The sequence below is a fragment of the Agrobacterium vitis genome, from assembly GCF_013337045.2.
Lineage (GTDB): Bacteria > Pseudomonadota > Alphaproteobacteria > Rhizobiales > Rhizobiaceae > Allorhizobium > Allorhizobium vitis_B.
Genome location: NZ_CP118259.1, coordinates 1,671,163 through 1,691,243, shown reverse-complemented (window position 1 = coordinate 1,691,243; position 20,081 = coordinate 1,671,163). Strand labels below are relative to the sequence as shown.

General features: G+C 56.5%; 20 protein-coding genes, 1 tRNA gene and 1 riboswitch. Of the genes, 8 read left to right on the top strand and 13 right to left on the bottom strand.

All coding sequences use genetic code 11. The annotated features are described in order from the left end of the window. Positions 1-2: 2 nt before the first annotated feature. The 6 genes from G6L01_RS08185 to ilvA form a co-directional block, all read right to left on the bottom strand. Positions 3-653 (bottom strand): urea amidolyase associated protein UAAP2, encoded by a 651-nt coding sequence (locus tag G6L01_RS08185; protein ID WP_070164877.1) that lies wholly within the window; start codon positions 651-653, stop codon positions 3-5. Between the two features lie 11 nt (positions 654-664). Beyond that, positions 665-1,492, bottom strand: a complete 828-nt coding sequence (locus G6L01_RS08180; protein WP_070164876.1) for an urea amidolyase associated protein UAAP1 — start codon at positions 1,490-1,492, stop codon at positions 665-667. Positions 1,493-1,503: 11 nt separating this feature from the next. Then, entirely contained in the window at positions 1,504-2,319 is an 816-nt protein-coding gene (locus tag G6L01_RS08175; protein WP_070164875.1) for an ABC transporter ATP-binding protein, read from the bottom strand. Continuing rightward, entirely contained in the window at positions 2,316-3,134 is an 819-nt protein-coding gene (locus G6L01_RS08170) for an ABC transporter permease (RefSeq protein WP_070164874.1), read from the bottom strand. The genes G6L01_RS08175 and G6L01_RS08170 overlap by 4 nt, the downstream gene beginning before the upstream one ends. Positions 3,135-3,204: 70 nt before the next feature. Continuing rightward, positions 3,205-4,278, bottom strand: a complete 1,074-nt coding sequence (locus G6L01_RS08165) for a putative urea ABC transporter substrate-binding protein (RefSeq protein ID WP_070164873.1) — start codon at positions 4,276-4,278, stop codon at positions 3,205-3,207. A gap of 70 nt (positions 4,279-4,348) precedes the next feature. After that, positions 4,349-4,457: riboswitch (guanidine-I (ykkC/yxkD leader) on the bottom strand. A gap of 185 nt (positions 4,458-4,642) precedes the next feature. After that, positions 4,643-5,893 (bottom strand): threonine ammonia-lyase, encoded by a 1,251-nt coding sequence (gene ilvA, locus G6L01_RS08160; protein WP_070164872.1) that lies wholly within the window; start codon positions 5,891-5,893, stop codon positions 4,643-4,645. Between the two features lie 686 nt (positions 5,894-6,579). Here ilvA and G6L01_RS08155 point away from each other — a divergent pair. Together G6L01_RS08155 and G6L01_RS08150 are read left to right on the top strand one after the other, a co-directional pair. Continuing rightward, on the top strand, positions 6,580-7,620 hold the full coding sequence (locus tag G6L01_RS08155) for a glycosyltransferase family A protein (protein WP_070164871.1): 1,041 nt from the start codon (positions 6,580-6,582) through the stop codon (positions 7,618-7,620). Between the two features lie 139 nt (positions 7,621-7,759). After that, a complete protein-coding gene (locus G6L01_RS08150; protein ID WP_060717018.1) occupies positions 7,760-8,086 on the top strand; it encodes an HlyU family transcriptional regulator in 327 nt (108 codons plus the stop codon). A gap of 83 nt (positions 8,087-8,169) precedes the next feature. Here G6L01_RS08150 and G6L01_RS08145 read toward each other — a convergent pair whose 3' ends face one another. From G6L01_RS08145 to G6L01_RS08120, 6 genes are all read right to left on the bottom strand, one after another. Continuing rightward, on the bottom strand, positions 8,170-10,173 hold the full coding sequence (locus G6L01_RS08145) for a bifunctional 2',3'-cyclic-nucleotide 2'-phosphodiesterase/3'-nucleotidase (RefSeq protein ID WP_070164870.1): 2,004 nt from the start codon (positions 10,171-10,173) through the stop codon (positions 8,170-8,172). A gap of 164 nt (positions 10,174-10,337) precedes the next feature. Further along, entirely contained in the window at positions 10,338-10,655 is a 318-nt protein-coding gene (locus tag G6L01_RS08140; RefSeq protein ID WP_272950981.1) for a PilZ domain-containing protein, read from the bottom strand. 212 nt (positions 10,656-10,867) lie between these two features. Beyond that, entirely contained in the window at positions 10,868-12,466 is a 1,599-nt protein-coding gene (locus tag G6L01_RS08135) for an asparaginase domain-containing protein (protein WP_071206421.1), read from the bottom strand. Positions 12,467-12,486: 20 nt separating this feature from the next. After that, positions 12,487-12,996, bottom strand: coding sequence for a DUF1203 domain-containing protein (locus G6L01_RS08130; protein WP_070164867.1), 510 nt, complete (start codon positions 12,994-12,996; stop codon positions 12,487-12,489). Positions 12,997-13,101: 105 nt separating this feature from the next. Continuing rightward, the gene (locus G6L01_RS08125) at positions 13,102-13,464 is read right to left on the bottom strand and encodes a lysozyme inhibitor LprI family protein (protein ID WP_070165143.1); all 363 of its coding nucleotides are present in this window, start codon (positions 13,462-13,464) and stop codon (positions 13,102-13,104) included. A 2-nt stretch (positions 13,465-13,466) separates the two neighbouring features. Beyond that, the gene (locus G6L01_RS08120; RefSeq protein ID WP_139190303.1) at positions 13,467-13,664 is read right to left on the bottom strand and encodes a hypothetical protein; all 198 of its coding nucleotides are present in this window, start codon (positions 13,662-13,664) and stop codon (positions 13,467-13,469) included. A 54-nt stretch (positions 13,665-13,718) separates the two neighbouring features. On the opposite strand from G6L01_RS08120, the gene G6L01_RS08115 reads away from it, so the two are divergent. Genes G6L01_RS08115 through G6L01_RS08105 form a run of 3 tightly spaced genes read left to right on the top strand, consistent with a single transcriptional unit; the run spans position 13,719 to position 16,967 of the window. Next, the gene (locus tag G6L01_RS08115; RefSeq protein ID WP_070164866.1) at positions 13,719-15,122 is read left to right on the top strand and encodes a DegQ family serine endoprotease; all 1,404 of its coding nucleotides are present in this window, start codon (positions 13,719-13,721) and stop codon (positions 15,120-15,122) included. Then, positions 15,119-16,426, top strand: a complete 1,308-nt coding sequence (locus tag G6L01_RS08110) for a replication-associated recombination protein A (RefSeq protein ID WP_070164865.1) — start codon at positions 15,119-15,121, stop codon at positions 16,424-16,426. Before G6L01_RS08115 ends, G6L01_RS08110 begins: the two co-directional genes overlap by 4 nt. A 1-nt stretch (position 16,427) precedes the next feature. After that, positions 16,428-16,967 (top strand): MOSC domain-containing protein, encoded by a 540-nt coding sequence (locus G6L01_RS08105; RefSeq protein ID WP_070164864.1) that lies wholly within the window; start codon positions 16,428-16,430, stop codon positions 16,965-16,967. 160 nt (positions 16,968-17,127) lie between these two features. Here G6L01_RS08105 and G6L01_RS08100 read toward each other — a convergent pair whose 3' ends face one another. Next, positions 17,128-17,277 carry a DUF1127 domain-containing protein gene (locus G6L01_RS08100; protein WP_070164863.1) on the bottom strand — a complete coding sequence of 50 codons (150 nt, stop codon included), beginning with the start codon at positions 17,275-17,277 and terminating at the stop codon, positions 17,128-17,130. A gap of 634 nt (positions 17,278-17,911) precedes the next feature. On the opposite strand from G6L01_RS08100, the gene G6L01_RS08095 reads away from it, so the two are divergent. The 3 genes from G6L01_RS08095 to G6L01_RS08085 all read left to right on the top strand — a co-directional run bounded on the left by G6L01_RS08095 (position 17,912) and on the right by G6L01_RS08085 (position 19,821). Beyond that, entirely contained in the window at positions 17,912-19,024 is a 1,113-nt protein-coding gene (locus G6L01_RS08095; protein ID WP_081344055.1) for a DUF2157 domain-containing protein, read from the top strand. Further along, positions 19,021-19,602, top strand: a complete 582-nt coding sequence (locus tag G6L01_RS08090) for a GDYXXLXY domain-containing protein (RefSeq protein ID WP_070164861.1) — start codon at positions 19,021-19,023, stop codon at positions 19,600-19,602. Before G6L01_RS08095 ends, G6L01_RS08090 begins: the two co-directional genes overlap by 4 nt. Positions 19,603-19,736: 134 nt before the next feature. Beyond that, a tRNA-Leu gene (locus G6L01_RS08085) sits at positions 19,737-19,821 on the top strand. Positions 19,822-20,081: the final 260 nt, after the last annotated feature.

Sequence of the window (20,081 nt, the reverse complement as noted above, 5' to 3'; positions counted from 1 at the left end):
GATCAGTCCTCGCTATCCCAGACCAGAACCCGGGCAGGCGTCGGATCAAAACCGTTGCAGGGATTGTTGATTTGCGGGCAATTGGAAATCACCAGCAGCACATCCATTTCGGCTTGTAGCTCGACATAATCGCCGGGGGCGGAAATGCCATCGACAATGGTCATCTGGCCGCTCGGCTCAATCGGCACATTCATGAAGAAGTTGATATTGGCGACCACGTCGCGCTTGCTCATGCCGTATTTCGCCACTTCCAGCACGAAATTATCGCGGCAGGCATGCAGATGTTTGGTACCATGGCCAAAGCGCACCGTATTGCTTTCGCAGGAGCAGGCCCCGGCTGAGGTATCGTGTCGCCCGCAGCTATCGGCGGTCATGGTCAGCATGATCCGGCCTTCATTGGAGATGATTTTGGTGCCGGTGGAAATATAGGCGGCACCCTGTTCGCGCATCGTATCCTGATTGGAGTAACGCTCGGACAAATCCTTGGCATTATAAAACAGCGTGTCGATGGCCTGCTGGCCATAGCTGTCCTCGATCCGCAGGATCTGGCCCTTCTTGACCACGGTTGAAAATGGCGCTTCCGCCGCAATGACGTGATCCTGCACAGCGGTATAAGGCGTGCGAAGGGGGGATGTGGTGTTGAATTCAGACATGGTTTCCTCCCTTACAGCGCTGCAAACGCATTGTTTTCAAAGCCACGCACAGCTTCGGCTGTCGCCGTGCGGCAAAGATCGTCCGCTTGCGGCTGCTTGGCCTTTATCCGGCTAATGACAACGGGATTGGGCTGGTAGAGCGGATTGGGATCGAGCGGATGCGGGCAATTGGAAAAGCCGACGATCATCTCCATCTCGGCGCGAAGCTCGATGTAATCTCCGCCATTGAGCAGTTCCGGCCTCCAGTGGAAGCGTCCTTCCGCATCGACCCGCACTGGGGCAAACAAGGCAAGGGCTGCTGGAATATCGCGCTTGTCGAGGCCGAGCTTGCTCACCATGATCAGGAGATTGTCGCGGGTATTGCGCAGGCCCTGGCTGTTGGCACTGGCGTATTTGCGGGCGTTGCTTGCTGCGGTGGAGCCACCCATCAGGCAATCATGCGCGCCGCATGTGTCTTCGGTGATCGAAAACATCACCTTGCCCATGTCGGAAAACATCAACCGGCCTTTGCCAAGCCCGGTCGTCCATTGCATCTTGACGGTATCAGGCAGGTTCAGCCGTTCGGACGGCTCAGCAGCGTTCCAGGCGACGAGCGTGACGGTTGAAAACCCGTGGGGCAGGGCGATGCGCAGGGTCTCATGGGTTTTTACTGGCGTGGACCAATACCAGCCGCCGGGAATGGTCTCGCTATGGATAAGGTCCGCCACCTCGATGTCCTGTGCGGGCAGCGGGCTTTTGCCCGGCAGGGCCTTCGGGGAAAAGTCCAGACCGTTTTTCTGGTGTTCCTCATAGCGCGCCCGGTTGGCGGCAATCTCTTCGGCAGAGCGTCGGATATGCATGTTTTTATCTCCTATCGACGATGTGCCGGGTCGTCCCGGTGAAGCCCGTTTGCTGCGACCGGGCCGTCCCGGTCAGGGCGAAAGATGGAAGGGGTACCCGCCTGGCGGGGTGGCCAGATGGAAATGTCCTTGGTGATGGTGGCGCCGTAGCGCTGTTTTTCCTCTGGCCGGTCACGGGGACGCTCGAAAGCCACAACGCGGCTGGCCAGTGTGAAGGCTTCCCGCATGTCATGAGTGACCATGACGACGGTCATCGGGTTTTCGTGCCAGAGCTTTTTCATCAGCGTGTGGATTTCGGCGCGAATGCCCGGATCGAGCGCCCCGAACGGCTCGTCCAGCAGCAGCACTTTTGGCTTCATGATCAGTGCCTGCGCGAGCGCCAGCCGTTGCTGCATGCCGCCGGAAAGCTGGGCCGGATATTTCGCTTCCGATCCGGCAAGGCCAACGGCGGCAATCATCGCGCGGGCCTCATCCACCGCATTGCGCCGGGCAGAGCCGAACAGGCGACCAGCCAATGGCGAGGCGGGCAATTCCTTACCCAACAGCACATTGCCCAGCACGGTGAGGTGCGGAAATACCGAGTAGCGCTGGAAGACCACGCCGCGATCCGGTCCCGGCTCCTTCGGCAGCGGTTCGCCATCCAGCAGGATGGTGCCGCGCGTCGGCTGTTCCTGCCCCAGCAGCATGCGCAGAAACGTGCTCTTGCCGCAGCCGGATGGGCCGACCAGCGCCACGAATGCGCGGGACGCGACTGTTAGCGAAACGCCTTCCAGCACGATCTGGTCGCCATATTCCTTCCAGATATTGTCGATCTTCAACCCGCTCATGCGCCCTTCTCCAGGTTGGACCAGGGAAACAGGGCGATGCGCAACCGGTCGAGCAGGACATCGGCCACAACAGCAATCAGCGTGATCCACAACACGTAAGGAAAAATCACATCCATGGACAGGTAACGGCGCACCAGGAAGATCCGGTAGCCGAGGCCGCTATCAGAGGAAATTGCTTCCGCTGCGATCAGAAACAGGAAGGCCGGGCCAAGCTGCAATCTGAGACAGGTGAGCAGGCGCGGCAGGATTTGGGGCAGGACCACCCTGATGGCGACCTGCCAGGAGGAGCCGCCTAGCGTTTCCGCCTTGATGATCTGTTCGCGCGGCAGGGCAAGGGCGGTGAGCGCCAGATCACGGATCACGATCGGTGCAACGCCGATAACGATCAGGGTGATTTTCGAGACCTCGCCCAGGCCCATGGCGATGAATAGAATGGGCAGCAGCGCCAATGGTGGCACCATGGAAATGGCGGCGACGAAGGGCGACAGCAGCGCACGCAGATAGGGTAGCATGCCGATGGCCATGCCGATCGTCAGTGCGATCAACAGTGAAATTCCAAGCCCGGAGGAAAGCCGCGTCAGGCTGGCCAGCGTATCGGTCCAGAGAACATAGTCGCCGGTGCGGGCATCGGCGGTAAAGGCCACACGGTTGATGGCATCGGCAAAGGCGGCAAAGCCTGGCAGCAGCTTGTCATTGGCGTTTTCCGCCAACCGTGCCGCCGAACCTGCGCCATAGGCGAGAAGCACCAGTGCAAAGGGCAGGGCAGCGAGGCCAAGTTTCGCACCATTGCTCGGTTTTTGATTGATCCAACGCATCCTGTCGCTCCGAACTCTTGGGGAATGTGGGGCGGAAAGATATCCGCCCCACTCACAGGTCAGGCGTTGCTCAGAGTGTGCCTTTGGCGGCGGCATCCATATAGGTGGTGGTGAAGCGGAACTTCACATTGGCCTTGTCGCCCAGCACCTTACCATCAGGCATTTCGATACCGATCACGTCGGCAGAGGGTGCGCCATTGCCCAGCAGGCCTTTTTCAAACAGGAAATTACGCACCAGATCCATGGTTTTCGGCAGGCCGGGCGAGGTGGTGAAGGCGCTGGCATCCGCTGGCTTGTCGAACAGCTTGGTGGCGGCCAACTGGCTGTCGAAGCCCTTGAGGTCAGTGCCCGAAGCCTTGCCCATCTCCTCGCGGGCAGCCTTGCCTTCTGCGGTGTCGGTCATCATCAGCTTGACCGTATCATACCAGATGCCCGCCAGCGCCTTGCCGAAATCCGGATTGTCCTTGAGGACTTCGGTATTGGCGACCATCAGGTCCATGATTTCGCCGGGGATCTGCGAACTGTCGAACACTTTCTTCGCTGTCGGTTCTTCCAGAATGGTCGAGACCAGCGGGTTCCAGGTGACAACCGAGGTCACATCGTCGGTCTTATAGGCAGCGACCATATCGGCATCTGAGGTGTTGACCACCTTCACGTCTTTTTCCGTCAGTTTAAGGCTTTCCAGTGCCCGCACCAGCAGGTAATGCGAGACAGAAAATTCGACCAGATTGACGTTCTGGCCTCTGATATCGGCAAGCTTGTCCTTACCCTTCAGGATGACCGCGTCATTGCCATTGGAAAAGTCGCCGACGATCACCGCCGTGGTATCGACGCCGCCAGCGGCGGGAATGGAAAGACCGTCCATATTGGTCAGCGTGACCGCATCGAAGGCACCGGCGGTGTATTGGTTCATCGATTCCACGTAATCGTTGAACTGCGTGACATCGATCTTGATGCCGTATTTGTCGGCCCATTTCTTGACGATGCCATGGTCGCTGGCATAGCCCCACGGCATCCAGCCGACATAGATCGACCAGGCAACCTTGAACTCCTTCTTGGTGGCGGCATCGGCTGGGACAAGTCCGGTGAGCGACATAGCTGCGGACAGTACGGAAACAGAGAGAAGTTTTGAGAACAGGCGCATGAATTTCCCCTTTTGCTTTTTTCAAAAGGGATCGGCATAGACCAACGCCGCCAATCCCTTGGCTAACGAGGTCTCCCGGGCTTTTATCCCGCCGTGCACCCGACAGGGATGTCTCCCCCGCCGGTGGCTGCTCTCGGACCAGTCACGCTTCTCGCGCCGGAACCCTAGCTGCCAACTCTGGCTGTATACTAGCAACTCTTGTGCCAGCTTGGCAATTGCCGAGTGCTATTTGGAGTTTTGTCTGTTTATCCTTTGTTTTTTGGCGGTTTTTCAAAATTTACTGTTCTGTCGTGAGCTATTGTCGTCCGGCAAATGCGGCAGAACGTCAAATTTTAAGCAGACAGCGGTGCAATTTTAAACATCGTCAGATGATCAGATTGGCCAGGATGTCGTTTTCGGTGATGTCCTCGAAGCCGAGACCATTTTCATCGAAGCGTTGAAACAGGCCGGAAAAATTCGAGGCATCCGTCGTTTCAATTCCGATCAGGATCGAGCCAAAATTGCGGGCGGATTTCTTCAGATATTCGAAGCGGGCGATATCGTCTTCCGGGCCGAGCAGGTTGAGAAAATCGCGCAACGCGCCGGGCCGCTGCGGCAGGCGCAGGATGAAATATTTCTTCAAGCCGGCATAGCGCATGGCGCGCTCTTTAACGTCGGGCAGGCGCTCGAAATCGAAATTGCCACCGGAGACGACGAGAACCACGGTCTTGCCCTCAATGGATGGACGCTCCGCCAGGCCGAGGGCAGCAATCGCCAAGGCGCCCGCCGGTTCCAGCACCACGCCTTCGACATTCAGCATGTCGATGATCGTTCCGCAAATCGCGTTTTCCGGCACCAGCATGACCTGAGCGGGCGGAAACTGTTTCAAGGCTGCAAAATTGGCATCGCCGATTCGCGCCACGGCGGCACCATCAACAAAATTATCGACCTTGGGGAGGGTGATGACTTCACCCGCTTCCAACGAGCGTTTGAGGCTTGGCGCGCCGACCGGCTCGGCAAACAGAAAGGCGGATGCAGGTAGGTCTTCGGCCAGATAGCCCGTCATGCCCGCACTCAAGCCGCCGCCGCCGACGGGCATGATCACCAGATCGGGTGTGACCTCTTCCGGTAGTTGTTCCAGAATTTCGGCAGCAACGGTTGCCTGGCCTTCGATGATGTCAGCATGGTCGAACGGCGGCACCATCAGGCCGTCGGCTTCATCCACATAGTCGCGGGCTGCCTTATAGCATTGGTCGAAGATATCGCCGACCAGCCGGATGGTGATGAACTCGGCACCGAACTTGCGGGTCTTGTCGATCTTCTGCTGCGGCGTGGTCACCGGCATGAACACCACGCCATGCACGCCGAAGTGACGGCAGGCGAATGCAAAGCCCTGTGCATGATTGCCGGCCGAGGCGCAGACGAAGATCTTGTCGATCTGTCCCCGGGCGATAACTTTGCGGAAGAAGTTATAGGCGCCGCGCACCTTATAGGAGCGCACCGGCGTCAGGTCTTCGCGTTTGAGATAAATATTGGCATTGAACAATGTGCTCAAGTGCTCGCTCAATTGCAGGGGTGTCGCGGGGAACAGGTCGCGAAGGGCATGAACGGCATCTTGAACGGCAGTTTTTGTCATGGTCTGGTTTCCAGCATCGGCAATATCAGTGCTATCTGCTAACGCATCAATCCCGAAGTTGGAACTGCTTTAAGCAATCCTCCAGCAGATAGTGAAAAATACGGTTTTACCTCGGCAGGGTATAGGCGAACGGCGTTGCTGACGCGCTCTACTGAAGCGAAAGCAGGAAGGGCAGGGTTAGAAACACCGCTGCCTACGGCCAATCCATGTCTCGATATGGATCATAAGCTGATGCTATCAAGAAATTTACCATAAGTTCCGTTTTTTGCATTCAAGCATGCAATCATAAACGGTTGCATTGCCTAGAATAAATCCACTTAAGGTTTGTAAAATATCCCCAATAATAAGGGGGTAGATACACACCAATCTTCCAAAATATTGATTTCGAATAGTTTTTCTTAATTTTGCTGCTTAAACAGTGCTGTCCCAATTTGGGAAATTGGTAAAAATACATGTGTAGCATAATGGTAATGCTGATTTCGTTCCCGCGATTCTTAAAAAAATAGACCCAATAAATGACGTTTCTAGATGTTGCTGGCTCGGCTAATGTTGTGTAGGCTTAATTTTGTATTAATGCTTTTTCCGTGAACGCTGCGGCATCAGTGATGGTGTCTGAACAGATCTTGGCTGCGCATGGCTTGAAATCCGCGCGTGGCAAAGGGTGTCGTTGAAGCAACGTGAGGTGTATGATGAGTGTATCGGTTGCTGTCGTGATTCCCTTTTTCCAGAAAGAGAAGGGAATTTTATCCCGGGCTCTGGAATCGATTAAAGCGCAGAAATTAGACAGTGACGTTGAGATAAGCGTTGTTATCGTTGACGATAGCTCGCCAATTCCCGCCAAAGAGGAACTTGCTGGTTTCGAAGCTAGTCCCAATCTGCGCATCGTTCTGCTTGAAAAAGACAATGGTGGACCAGGCGAAGCGCGCAATATGGCGCTGGATTATCTTGAAGCCGATCCCGTCAACTATGTGGCCTTTCTCGATTCTGATGACGTCTGGCACGACAATCACATCCAGCGCGCCTTGGACGGGCTTGCCTTTGGCGATTTCTTCTTCTGCAACCATGTTCGTGGCAAGTATTATGCCGACTATTTCATTAGTCTTCCTGGTACGCGCCGTGCGCTTGCTTCCGCTGAAGACCTGATCTGCGGCGATAATTACCATGCCTTCCGCAAGGGACGGCTTGCTGAAGTGATGATCCGCGAGTGCCCTCCGCAGACTTCGACCGTCGTTTACCGGTTCAAGAAAAATGCCGGTTTGCGTTTCAATGGCGCATTGCGCAGTGCCGGTGAGGATCATGTTTTCTGGATCGAGCTTTGCCTGTTCAACGACACGGTGATCGATCCGAAGATCAATGTCAGCTGCCTGGAAGGCGTCAATCTCTATTGGTCCAACGTGTCCTGGGCGAGCCCGAAATCTGTGGCGATCCAGGGGTGTCTGGCGCTTCAATATAATTACCTCAAGGATACGCCGGTTATCCTGCTTGCTGATCCGGAGACTGTTCTGTTCCGCCAGAAGCTTTATGAAGGCGCCTATACTTATGCCCTGTTGCGTGGCTTGGCCAAGGGCTACCTGCCGGATTTCAAGGTTCTGATGCGCCTGATTACTGCCTATCCGGGATATCTGATGCGGGCGCCAACCAGTTTCCAGTTTTTCCTGCGCAACCGTCGTGTCATGACCAATGAAACTGCAGTGAAATCCTTGCCTGCTGAGGATGCGGTCGCCTGATATCAGCCTTTTATCGCGGGTTCTGAGCAAAATCGCTTGATTTTATGATCATGCTTGCCGACAAACGACGTTGGTCTTGGCCAGGATGCGGGAGCGTCCCTGTGCCATGACATTTGTTGGCAGGCAGAGGGCAGTTGCAATGGCATCCTTTCTTTCGAAGATCTTTTCGGCGTTTTCGGGTTCATCATCATCAGATGAAACGAAGCAATCCGTTTCCGCTGAGCCGCAATTACATGGCGATTGCCGGATCTATGCTGAGCCGATCAAGGAAGGCAGCCAGTTGCGTTTGGCCGGGCGGATCGAAAAGGATGTTAACGGCGAAACGCTGACCCGCAGCTTCATTCGCGCCGACATGTTTACATCCAAGGAAGATGCGCTGGATTGCACCTTCCGTAAGGCCCGCCAGATTATCGACCAGAACGGACCTTCGCTGTTTGCCGATGGCGCCAAGGATCGCAGCGCCTGATATCAGTCACTTGCTTCTATCGTAATGCATAAAAAACACCCGGATTTGGTCCGGGCGTTTTGCGTTTCAGCTGGATCGTGGTTTTACAGAATCAGCCGGTAATTGGCAAAACCGTCCGCGCCGTCACCGGCATCCTCGATCTTCGCGCCCTTGATCTCAGCGGCAAACACCCGGCCCTTAGGGCCTGTCTGGAAGCTGGCGGTCGTGTCGGGGATCGCGGCAAAGCGCCAATTGCCATCGGCAGCAGGGTTGATGGTGCCCTGCGCGACGATATAGCGGACGATGACATCGCGATTGGTATCCGGGCCGACGAAAATCACCTTGTCGGAGGCGATTTCAGGAAATTTTCCACCACCACCGGCGCGGTAATTGTTGGTGACGACCACAAATTGCTGGGCGGGATCGATCGGCTTGCCGTTAAAGCTCAGGTTCTTGATCCGGTTTGCATCTGGATTGACCGGCTTGCCATCCTTGTCATATTTCGCTGGCTGCGACAGGTCGATCTCATAGGTGACGCCGTCGATCACATCGTAATTGTAGGATGGGAAGTCGAGATTGAGCAGGGCTGCATCCTTCGACCCAGGCTTGATCTGGTTGAACATGCCAGCCGACATTTCCAGCCAGTTCTTGACTTGCGCGCCTGTTATCAGCACCGCCTGCACGGTATTTGGATAGAGATAGAGGTCCGAGACATTCTTGATGGCAATATCGCCTGCGGGAACATCGGTATAATAATCGGCGCCACCGCGGCCGCCAGCCTTGAAGGGGGCTGCGGCAGACAGCACCGGATAATCCTTGTACTTCGTCTCCTTCAGCATGTCCTTGATATACCAGGTCTGGGCATTGGACACGATCTGCACTGACGGGTCATCGGCCACCAGCGCAAAATAGGAGTAAAGCGGTGCTGATGTCTTGCCGACCGGGGTGCGTACGTAAGCGAGCGTCGCCTCATGCTCGTCCTTTACGGAGGCCACGAGGTTTTGGTTGTCCCTGACATCGGCAATGATTTTCTTGGCGTCATCGCGGTGATAGATCGGTCGCGCCTCGGCGGTGAAATCGACGATTTTCCAGCTATTGCCATCTTTTTCCAGCATGAAGTCAATCAGGCCCATATGTGAGCCCCAGAAACCAGCCATGACGGCGGGCTTGCCCATCAATGTTCCCTTCAGCGGATCAGCGCCCTGGACGCCATCCCAGGTCTTGGGGCCGGGAAAGACCAGATGTTGATGACCGGTGAAAATCGCATCGATGCCGTCAACTGTCGCCAGATAGAGCGAGGCATTTTCCATTCTTTCCGTCTGGCCGCTGCCATCAATACCGGAATGCGATAGCGCGATGACGATATCGGCACCTTGCTCCTTCATCACAGGTACCCAGGCGCGCGCCGCCTCGACGATGTCACGAGTCTGGGCCTTGCCTTCAAGGTTCTTGGCATCCCAGAGCATGATTTGCGGCGGAACGAAACCGATAAAGCCGACCTTGATCACGCTCTCGGCACCCGCCCCGTCCTTGATCGTCTTTTCAATAATGGTAAAGGGCTTGAAGAACAGCGCGTCGTTTTTCGGATCGGTTGCCAGCTGGCCCTTGGTCAGGTTGGCGCAGACAATAGGATATTTCGCCGCCGCCAGCGTGTTGAACATGAAATCGAGGCCGTAATTGAATTCGTGATTGCCAAGCGTGCCGCAATCATAACCCAGCGTGTTCATCGCCTTCATCACCGGATGCTGGTCACCGGCCTTGATGCCTTTCTTATAGGCCATGTAATCGCCCATCGGGCTGCCTTGCAGCAAATCACCATTGTCGATCAGCATGGAATTACCGGCTTCGGCCCGGATCTCGTCTATCAGCGTTGCCGTGCGCGCCAGACCCATCGTGTCATTGGGCTTGTCGGCATAATAGTCGTAGGGCATCAGGTTGACATGGATATCGGTGGTTTCCATCAGTCGCAGATGCGCCTGGTTGGCGGCCGCCCGGGCGGCAAACGGATGCAGTACGACAAGAGCGCTGGCAGCGGCAAAACCACCCAGCAGTGAGCGGCGCGTAATAGGGTGCAGGTCGGAAGGGCGCAAGTGAGCGAGTGGCGACATGGGAAGGCTCCTGGCAAATGTCATCGTCGATGCGTGAGCATCGCAAACCAGTTGCATCCATATCATGACAGGTTGATGATGCTAAACTGAAATGCCATATACGTCATAAATTGACGGATGACATTTCCGTTGGCGATCAAATCTGTCGGGAGAAGCGATTCAGTCTATCGTTTCAGGACAGGCTGCACTTCCTGATGGAAGTTGCGAAAGTAAGCGGCAACCTTCGCAATGGAATTGCTATTCTGGCGAAATTGAATTCCCAGCCGTCCACCGCGATTCCAGCGCACCATGCCCTCCAGCAGACCGATTTCCTCATTTTCGATAAGGACAGTGCTGCCTGCCGCGGCGTGGAAGGCGGTGTAGAGTTCAAGCGCCAGGCCTGAGCGCGAAATATCGATGATCCGGCAATCGGCAACTTGGCGCATATAACGCACGGCACTGTCCATACGGCAGCGGCTTCGAGGAGCAGTGCGAATATCCATTTTCAGGTTGTTTTGCATTGTGAAAGTCTTTTTTCTCGGTTGATTTCCGATTTTAGAGGCGACCGTTGTAAATACGGTAAAAGATCTCGTTAAAATTTCAGCTTACCCCGAGCCGATCGAGGCCGCCCTCCACGTCATACGAACGGCTAGTGAAAATTGCAGCTCGCATTCCAATTTTCTGGCGAGGATGTGGTTCACATCTTCGGACCTTCCTACTGGTCGGATGTGAGCAAAAAATTCTTGCTCCAGAGCGGTTGGCGGCGGTGGTAATCATATACGCTCAAACACACCGTGTTTTCGTCTGGCTGCGAAAGTCGCAATTGCGACGAGGCACCTTGCTCGCCACCGGTCTTGCTCTGCCACAGCGGCTGATTGTTGCGGTTATAGAAAACCAGATTTCCATCGTCGCGCATCTGTAATCGGCCGGGCAGGGCGGTTTTTTCATTTTCGTTCAGCATTGACCCCAGCATCGACCAAAGCGTCTTGCCTGAACTATCGCGCAGTTGCGGGCCGTATACCGGGTCGTTTACCAGGCTGGCGCTGCCATTGAGCGTGGACAGCAATTGGCCGGGAAGCAGAACAGCGTTGCTGCGGCTGTCCAGCCGGGAAATATCGGCCATCTCGCCAACCAACGGGATCTGCATCAGATATTTGACATCGTCCAGTGACCAACCATTTGCGTCGCGGGCAGCCAGAAGCACGGTCAGCTTGGCGAGGGAGGCCATGACGGTCATGTCCACGGGATTCAACGCGCCTATAGCGGGCAACCAGGCCCCTGCGGCATAGGTATTATAATCCACAGCACCCTGCAGAACCTGGGTGTTATCGACGACAACCACGCCCGCCCGATTGGCCTCATCCAATGCCTTGTAGATGGCGCCCTGGTCCGGCTGCCGGGCATTGCCGCTTGGAAAATTGCCCGCGCCATAGGCTTGCAGCACCAGTCCGCCAATGCCCTGGGCCACGCAGGCGCGGATCATATCGGCCAGCAGCGCCTTACCTTGGGCGGCATCGTACCAGGCAGGAAAGGCCCCGAGAGTGATGACCGGGGCCTTGTTTATGCTGGAGGTGATGGCCTGCAATTGGGCCAGGGTTTCTGCCCTTGCGGCTTCATCATCCAGGCTGACAGCGGAGGATACGGGTGGCAGTGGGGCAAGGTCGGCATTGAGGCCGAGGGTGATGCCATACTGGCCGATAACCGGGAAATTCGGGCTGGAAAAGCCACGGAACTGGCTGGCATCGGCTTTCACTACGCGTGAGCCGCGCATCAACTGGCTATCGAAAAACACACTGACACCGGCAAGACCCGTCTGGGCAGCCGCGACCGCACCACAGACATTCTGAAAGGCGTCACTATTGAACGTCATGCCGGAAATCACCCCCGGCGTCGGGGAGTGAAACAGCGGCACCTGCGAGCCGGTGAGGATAACCGGCTTGTTGAGTTGCGCCAGCACGGTGCCATCGGCACTGAAACGCGCCAGCAACATGGCCAGTGCCGTGCCGCTGTAATCCATCGTGTCGGTGCCATGCAGCACGATCCAGCCGTCCACCGTGTCGTAGCGCTCCAGGATATGGCGGGCAATCAGGCACCAGTCGGAGGGTTGCAGATTGGTGCTGTCCAACATGCCGCTGTCGCTCTCGGGAAAGGCGAGGTCGGTCACATAGTCCAGCACCAGATCGGCAAATTTCTGCTTGAGGATCGGATCGAGGTGGGACTGGCAGGCTGCCTTGAATTGCGTGCTGGTCATCGGAGCCAGCGGATTTCCGACGCAGCTGATCGTGCCGCCGGTATTGATGACGCCAATTTTCAAGACATGTCTCCTTGCAGTGCCTAGACGGTTTCCAATCCCTCCGACAGGCCTTCGCCCACCGGGGTCCGCTCGATCCTGCATTGAAAGCAGTTGTTGCGAGCCGACCGGACATGCACATAGGCGATTTTTTCGTCCTGGAGAAGCTCTTGCGCGCGCGCCGCAATTCGGGATGTCTCGGTAACGGCCCCGGTGCCATAGACGATCCGGTCATCATGGCCATAACCACGCACAATATAATCAGGGCTTTCGAAGATGGGCGGCAACGTATCGCCATCATCGTAAGCCGCGCATTCCTCGGCGTGAAGAAAGATCGGTCCTGTTTCGGCATAGGGCTGTAGATGCGGGAAAGGCCGATAGGCCACGGTCAGATAAGGCTCACCTTCGGCAATTGACGCCAGGCAATGGCGGCATTGATAACTGCCACCGGGCGAGATGCGGCGCTCCGGCACGCAGCCATAGGCATCCGGCGCACCTCCGCGGTAGGCTTCGGCAAGGGTGGATGGCATGGGGGCAAAGCGGATGGTTTGCATTGTCTGGCTCCTGTTTGACGTGAATGTGCCAAACTCTTGCCTGGACGGTGGACTGAAACCACCCGGTTCTTGCCAGCGTGCAAATAAACTTGCCCGTAAATAAACTTAAAGAGGTCGTTCAATCTTGTCGTAAACGCTCTTCAATGCCTTCAGCCGAGCATCATAGGCCTTGGCAATGCAGTCATTATCTGCATTGCAGGACTGGCGGGTTTTCAGCCAAACCGTCTGTTGGTCCTGCAATTCGCCGCGATTGCCCATGGGCAGCAGGCCGGATATCAGCTCGAAAGTGGTGACCATCTTTACGTCGAGATCGTTGAGGGCACGATTGTCGCAAATCGCTTTTTCATCGGCCTTAAGATCGGTTTTGGTGCAATCGAAGCTCGCGGCAGTGCTGTGGCGGGGCATCATGCCTGCAATCACCAGAGTGCTGAGAAACAAAATCGAGGCGGTGGCAGATGCGGTTTTCATGATCATTGCTTTCCCGTCATTCGACGCGGCAGGCTTTCGCCGTCAAGGCTATCAAGAATGCGCTTCACCAGCAAATGTTCCCCGCTTTGGTGGGTTGGATCATCTCGGTTTTCATTATTGTCGTTGCGCTGAACCGTCGCTGCTTGAAATGACGATGCTTTGCCACAATTTTCACCCAAGAGCCTATTTTGCTTTGCCAAGACCTCCCATAAGACTTGGTTGTCAAGTTTTGGGAGAATGAAGAGGAAACCCGTATGCGTGGCCTGAAATCGATGTCTCCCGCCGTCATCGTCCTTGCATGTCTGGCCGGTTCACCGGGGCTGGCGCAGGACGCGAAAAGCCTGCCCCAAAGCCGCGCGGATATGCAAATGTCCTTTGCCCCACTGGTCAAGCAGACCCATGGGGCCGTCGTTAATGTTTATGCTGAGCGGATCGTCCAGAGCCGCGTCAATCCTTTCGCCGGCGATCCGTTTTTTCAGCAGTTTTTCGGCCAGCGTTTTCCCAACCGCACGGAACGCCAGACTTCGCTGGGCTCGGGGGTGATCGTTGAGGCGAATGGCACGGTGATGACCAATAATCACGTTATCGCAGGAGCCGACGATATCAAGGTGGCGCTGTCCGATGGCCGGGAATATCCGGTGAAAGTGGTCTTGAAAGATGAGCGGCTGGATCTGGCCGTCCTGAAAATCGACGCCAAGGAAAGCCTGCCGACGCTGAAAATCGCCGATTCGGATAAGATCGAGGTTGGCGATCTCGTGCTGGCAATCGGCAATCCCTTCGGTGTTGGCCAGACGGTGACCAGCGGCATTGTCTCCGGCCTGGCGCGCAATCAGGTATCGGAAGGCGATTTCGGCTTCTTCATCCAGACCGATGCGTCGATCAATCCCGGCAATTCCGGCGGCGCGCTGATGAATATGAATGGCGAGCTGATCGGCCTGAATACCGCGATCTTTTCCAAGGGCGGTGGCTCGAACGGTGTTGGTTTCGCCATTCCAGCCAATCTGGTCAAGGTGTTCCTGGAGGCGGCAGACAAGGGCGAATCCTCGTTCGAGCGGCCTTACGTTGGCGCCACATTCGAGCCGGTCACGTCAGATGTTGCCGATGCACTTGGCCTGAAGCAGGTTTTGGGTGCACTGGTGACGAAGACGGTGGAAGGTGGTCCGGCGGATAAGGCCGGTATCAAGGCGGGGCAGGTGATTACGGCGGTGGATGGGGTCATCGTTGAGCATCCGGATGCCCTGAACTATCGCCTGACGACGATAGGGCTTGGCAAATCGGTCACCTTGAACGTGATCGACAACGGCAAGCCGAAGGACATTACTTTGACGCTGGCCGGTGCACCTGAAACCCGTCCGCGCGACGAGCAGGTAATCAAGAACAACAGCCCGTTTGAAGGGGCGACGGTCGGCAATCTGTCGCCGCGCCTTGCCTATGAGTTGAAACTGAACACGCAGACGACAGGCGTTGCCATTACGGCTGTTGCCGATGGCTCGGTTGCGCAGCGGCTTGGCTTCCAGCCCGGCGATATCATCATCTCCATCAATGGTACGGAGGTCACTTCGTCGCGGGACATGGTGCAGATCGCCAAAAGCTCGCCTGCCTATTGGCGGATTGAGATCGATCGCAATGGCCAGCGGCTGCGGCAGATGTTTCGATGAGTGATCTGTTTGCCCCGAAACTGGATGAGGACATGGCGGCCCGCAGGCCGCTGGCGGATCGGCTAAGGCCGAAAACGCTCTCCGATGTGACGGGGCAGGATCATCTGACCGGGCCCGACGGTGTTCTGGCCCGGATGATTGCGTCCGGCTCTCTGGGGTCGATGATCTTCTGGGGTCCGCCCGGCACCGGCAAAACCACTGTTGCTCGGCTGCTATCGGGGGAGGCGGATCTGGCCTTCGAGCAGATTTCAGCAATTTTCTCCGGCGTGGCGGATCTGAAACGGGTGTTTGAGGGTGCCCGCGCCCGGCGGATGTCCGGTCGCCAGACATTGCTGTTCGTTGATGAGATCCATCGCTTTAACCGGGCGCAGCAGGATAGCTTCCTGCCGGTCATGGAGGATGGCACGGTCATTCTGGTGGGTGCCACCACCGAAAACCCGTCTTTCGAGCTGAATGCCGCGCTTTTGTCACGTGCCCGCGTGCTCACCTTCAAGCCGCACGATGAGGAGAGTATCGAGACGCTGCTAAAGCGGGCCGAAGCGACCGAGGAGAAGCCTTTGCCGCTGGATGAGGCTGCCCGGACCAGCCTGATCCGCATGGCGGATGGCGATGGCCGGGCGGCCCTGACGCTGGCCGAGGAAGTCTGGCGGGCAGCGCGGGAGGGAGAGGTCTTTGACACCGAGGCGCTGACACGGATCGTGCAGCGGCGTGCGCCGGTCTATGACAAAGGGCAGGACGGCCATTACAATCTGATCTCGGCGCTGCATAAATCGGTGCGAGGTTCGGACCCGGATGCGGCGCTCTATTATCTTTGCCGGATGTTCGATGCAGGCGAAGACCCGCTTTATCTAGGTCGCAGGCTGGTCCGAATGGCGGTGGAAGATATCGGTCTCGCCGATCCTCAGGCGCTGGTGGTCTGCAATGCCGCCAAGGATGCCTATGACTATCTCGGTTCACCTGAGGGGGAGTTGGCGCTGGCGCAGGCCTGCGTCTACCTCGCCACCGCGCCGAAATCAAACGCGGTTTATACCGCCTATAAATCCGCCATGCGCGCCGCCAAGGAAAATGGCTCGCTGCTACCGCCCAAGCATATTCTCAACGCCCCAACCAAGCTGATGAAAGGCGAGGGCTATGGGGACGGCTATCGCTATGACCATGACGAGCCGGATGCGTTTTCCGGGCAGGACTATTTTCCGGAAAAAATGGGTCGCCAGACCTTTTACGATCCGCCAGAGCGCGGTTTCGAGCGGGATATCCGCAAGCGGCTGGACTGGTGGGCAAAGCTGAGGCGGGAGCGCAATTGACATGATGAAGGTTGCGGCGGTCAGCCTTTCGAAAGATCACCTGTTCAGCAAGCAGGGGCGAGACGAGATCTTGCTTCTGGCGGGATTGGGCGTGGAGGGCGACGCTCACCTTGGTGTCACGGTCCAGCATCGCTCGCGGGTTGCTGCCGATCCGAGCCAACCGAACCTGCGCCAGGTTCATCTTATTCACGCCGAACTGTTCGATGAACTGGAAGATAAGGGATTTGACGTAACGCCGGGCGATCTTGGCGAGAATATTACCACGGTTGGAATCGATCTTCTGGCGCTGCCGCAAGGAAGCCGCCTGCATTTTGGCTCGGGTGCGGTGGTCGAAGTGACCGGTCTTCGCAATCCCTGCAAACAGATCAATGATTTTCAGCCGGGCCTGATGCAGGCAGTACTGGATCGAGCCCCGGACGGTAGCCTGATCCGCAAGGCAGGTGTGATGGCTGTGGTCATCGAGGGTGGTGTGGTTCGTCCGGGTGATCGTATCCGTGTTGAGCAACCCGGACCTCCGCATCGGCCTTTGCAGCCGGTCTAAACTCTCAGCCAACCCGCGTTGCGGGGTTTTATGGGAAGAACAGCCGCTTTTCAGCGCCATTGCCGGTATCTTTACTGCATAAAACAATAAAGCGCCGAACACCCGGAAGGGAATGTTCGACGCTTTATATGTTTATTCAACCGATCACTTAAACGGCAGATCAGCCAGCCTTTACGGCGTGGCGGGCAACGCGACGGATGTCGTCACGGCCAATGCCGAGGTCGTGCAATTCGCGGTCCGACATGCGGCCCAGTTCAGAAATGGTCTGACGATATTTGCGCCAGTTGGTCAGCGAGCGAGTGATGTTCATGGTCTTGCCTCTTTTCAGCGGTTGCTGGCAAATCGGCCAGCCCTCATGTGTTGAAGAGAATATATGCGCTGCGGCATAACTTATGAAGTGCCATTCCAGCGGAGCACCTATGCTTTCAATGCATGGCATCTCAATGATTTGTTAATAAGTGTCTATTTCTCGAGCAAATTCGGCTCACTTCGGTTCGGCGGCTGAAAATCTGCGCTTGAGCGGTTTCCAGTCGTTCATGAAAGCGGTGGAGAAGAAGAAGCTGAAAACAATAACGCCCACCGGGGGAGGAGATCCGGTGGGCGTCATTTGAAATGGGCGACAACTGGGAGGAGGAGGGTTGTCAGCCCGTTCGGCGCGCATTGGGAGGAGGAGTATGCTGCACCGAAACTGAATTGCAGCTTGCGCTGCCCGCATCCGTAAACACTGATGTCCCCGTCTGCTGTTGGTATTCATCCTACCGTTTTTATGGGTTTTGTGCAGTGCGATATTATCATGTGAGCTATGCGTTTGATGCATGAATTAACTGTAGCTCGTCGAACGACCCATATAGACCCGATATTTCTCGCTGCTGCGGCACTGAAAACGGGTTTTCGACATTGGTGAAAAGGCGCCTATATAGAATATTGCCGCGACGGACGGAGCTATGATGTATCGGACGAAACTGAAGAGAGATCTTGATCGCTGGACCGGCATGGGCCTGATTAGCAAACAGGCCGCTGAGGCTATGATCGAGGATCACGACGGCCAGACGGGCAATTTCAATATCGGCGGCGTGTTGCTCATGTTGTCGGCGGTGCTGGTCTCTGCTGCCATTTTGCTGCTTGTGGCCGCCAACTGGCAGGCCATTCCGCGTCTGGTGAAGGTTTCTGCTCTGATTCTGCTGATCTGGGGCTTTCATGGCGGTGCGGCCTTCTGCCTAGCACAAGGGCGTCAGGCGTCGGGCCATGCCCTTCTGGTGCTGGGAGCGACCAGTTTCGGCGCAGCACTGTCGCTGGTTGGCCAGCTGTATCACCTGTCGGGCGACCTTCTCGATCTGGTTTATCTGTGGATCGGCATGGCGAGCCTGTCCTGCCTGCTGTTTCGCTCCGGCGCGATGGCGGCTTTCGTTGGTGTTCTGGCGCTGGGCTTGGCGGCGGCAACCCTTGACCAGTTTGACTTTTCCTGGACGCCGGAGACGGTGTGGACGCCGCCCCTGCTGGCTGCGCTCGTTGCCGGCCTGGCGCTTTTCACCGGCAACATCCGCGTTCAGCATATTTCCGGTCTGCTGATTCTCGGTTGGCTGGGCTGGGTCTATGCGCAGGTTATGCAGCCGGGCCTTGCCATGGTCTATGTGGCTTTAGGTATTGCCGCATTCGCGGTTTCGGCTCTACCGATGCTTGCCCGATATATGTCCGTGCAGATCGCCGGTTTTCATGGCTTGCTGTTGGCGGCAATGGGCCTTTTCATCCTCAATATAGATTATGATCACGGTTTGCCGCTGGCTGTGGTGGCCGTCACGGCGGTTGGTATCTCCATTGCTGCCCTTGTGCTTCGCGGGCGTCACGATGGCGTGGTGCGGGCGTTGGCCTATCTGATTTTCGCAGGCGAGATCCTCTATCTGTCCTTTACAACGATTGATTCTTTGCTGGGCACATCGGGCTTTTTCCTGATCGCCGGTGTGATTGTCGCTTTGCTGGCCCTCGGCGTCAGTCAGATGGAAAAGCTGCTGGGCACGCGCAAGCGTCCGGTGGCGGTTGAAGGACGGGGGCGGCTATGATGCAGCGCAATCATATTTTTCGTCTGGTTTCCGCGGCTATTCTTCTGGCTGCCTTGCAAACGGCAGCAATCGGCTACCAGATTGGCGAACGGGCCAATATTTTACGCAACGGCCAGGAGGTCCTGTTGCGGACTGAGGCCGTCGATCCGCGCGATCTGCTGCGCGGCGATTTTGTCGTGCTGAATTATCCGATTTCCCGCATTCCTGAGGAGAAGATCGTCGGTCCTCGTCCCTCGCGTCGGCAGGATGTTCGCCTGCATGTGCGCGTTGTGCCGCAGGCCGATGGCTTTGCCACGGTCGAGGAGGCGTCGGTCGCCGATCTGTTGCCAAGGCCCGGAAGCGTAGTGCTGTTAAGCGAGCCGCTGTCCTTTCCATCGCCTCTGGCGCCCGGAGACAGTTTGACCGTGCATTACGGGATCGAGCGATTCTATGTTCCCGAAGGCGAGGGCCGCGATATCGAGGCACAGCGCAATCAAGGTGCTGTTTCAATCGCCATACGGGTGTCTTCTGCGGGACGGGCGCAGATCCGGCAATTGTTCGTTGCGGGCCAGCCGGTTTATCGCGAACCGGATTTTTGACCGATGCCTGCGCGGGGTGCGATTTCACAGTGAGGACATGTCACTGTCATTTTTCCTTTGCGTGTTGAAAAACGGGTGTTATAGAGACCGCGCTCCGGCGGGGTCATGCAAAGTGCATGACGTTCTGATGGATCGCGGGTATGGTGAAATTGGTAGACACGCCAGATTTAGGTTCTGGTGCCGCAAGGCGTGGGAGTTCAAGTCTCTCTACCCGCACCAGAACGTAAGGCAGCAAGGCAGAGGGCGGGAATGCGTGCATTCCGGCCCATTGTTTGTATGTTAGGGTCTATGTGATGAGGCCTGCACGCGTGGCCTTTAGAGCTGCTTTGCCTGGCAAGATGCTGAATGTTTGCCACACAGCCGCCTCTGGATAAGCGGAGGCGTGCTGGCTGGATAATCCCTTGAACCGGTATTGGTTCAAGGGATTATCCAGCGAATTTAAAGTATTACAGCGTTCCTTGTGCGTTTTATCAAACGCA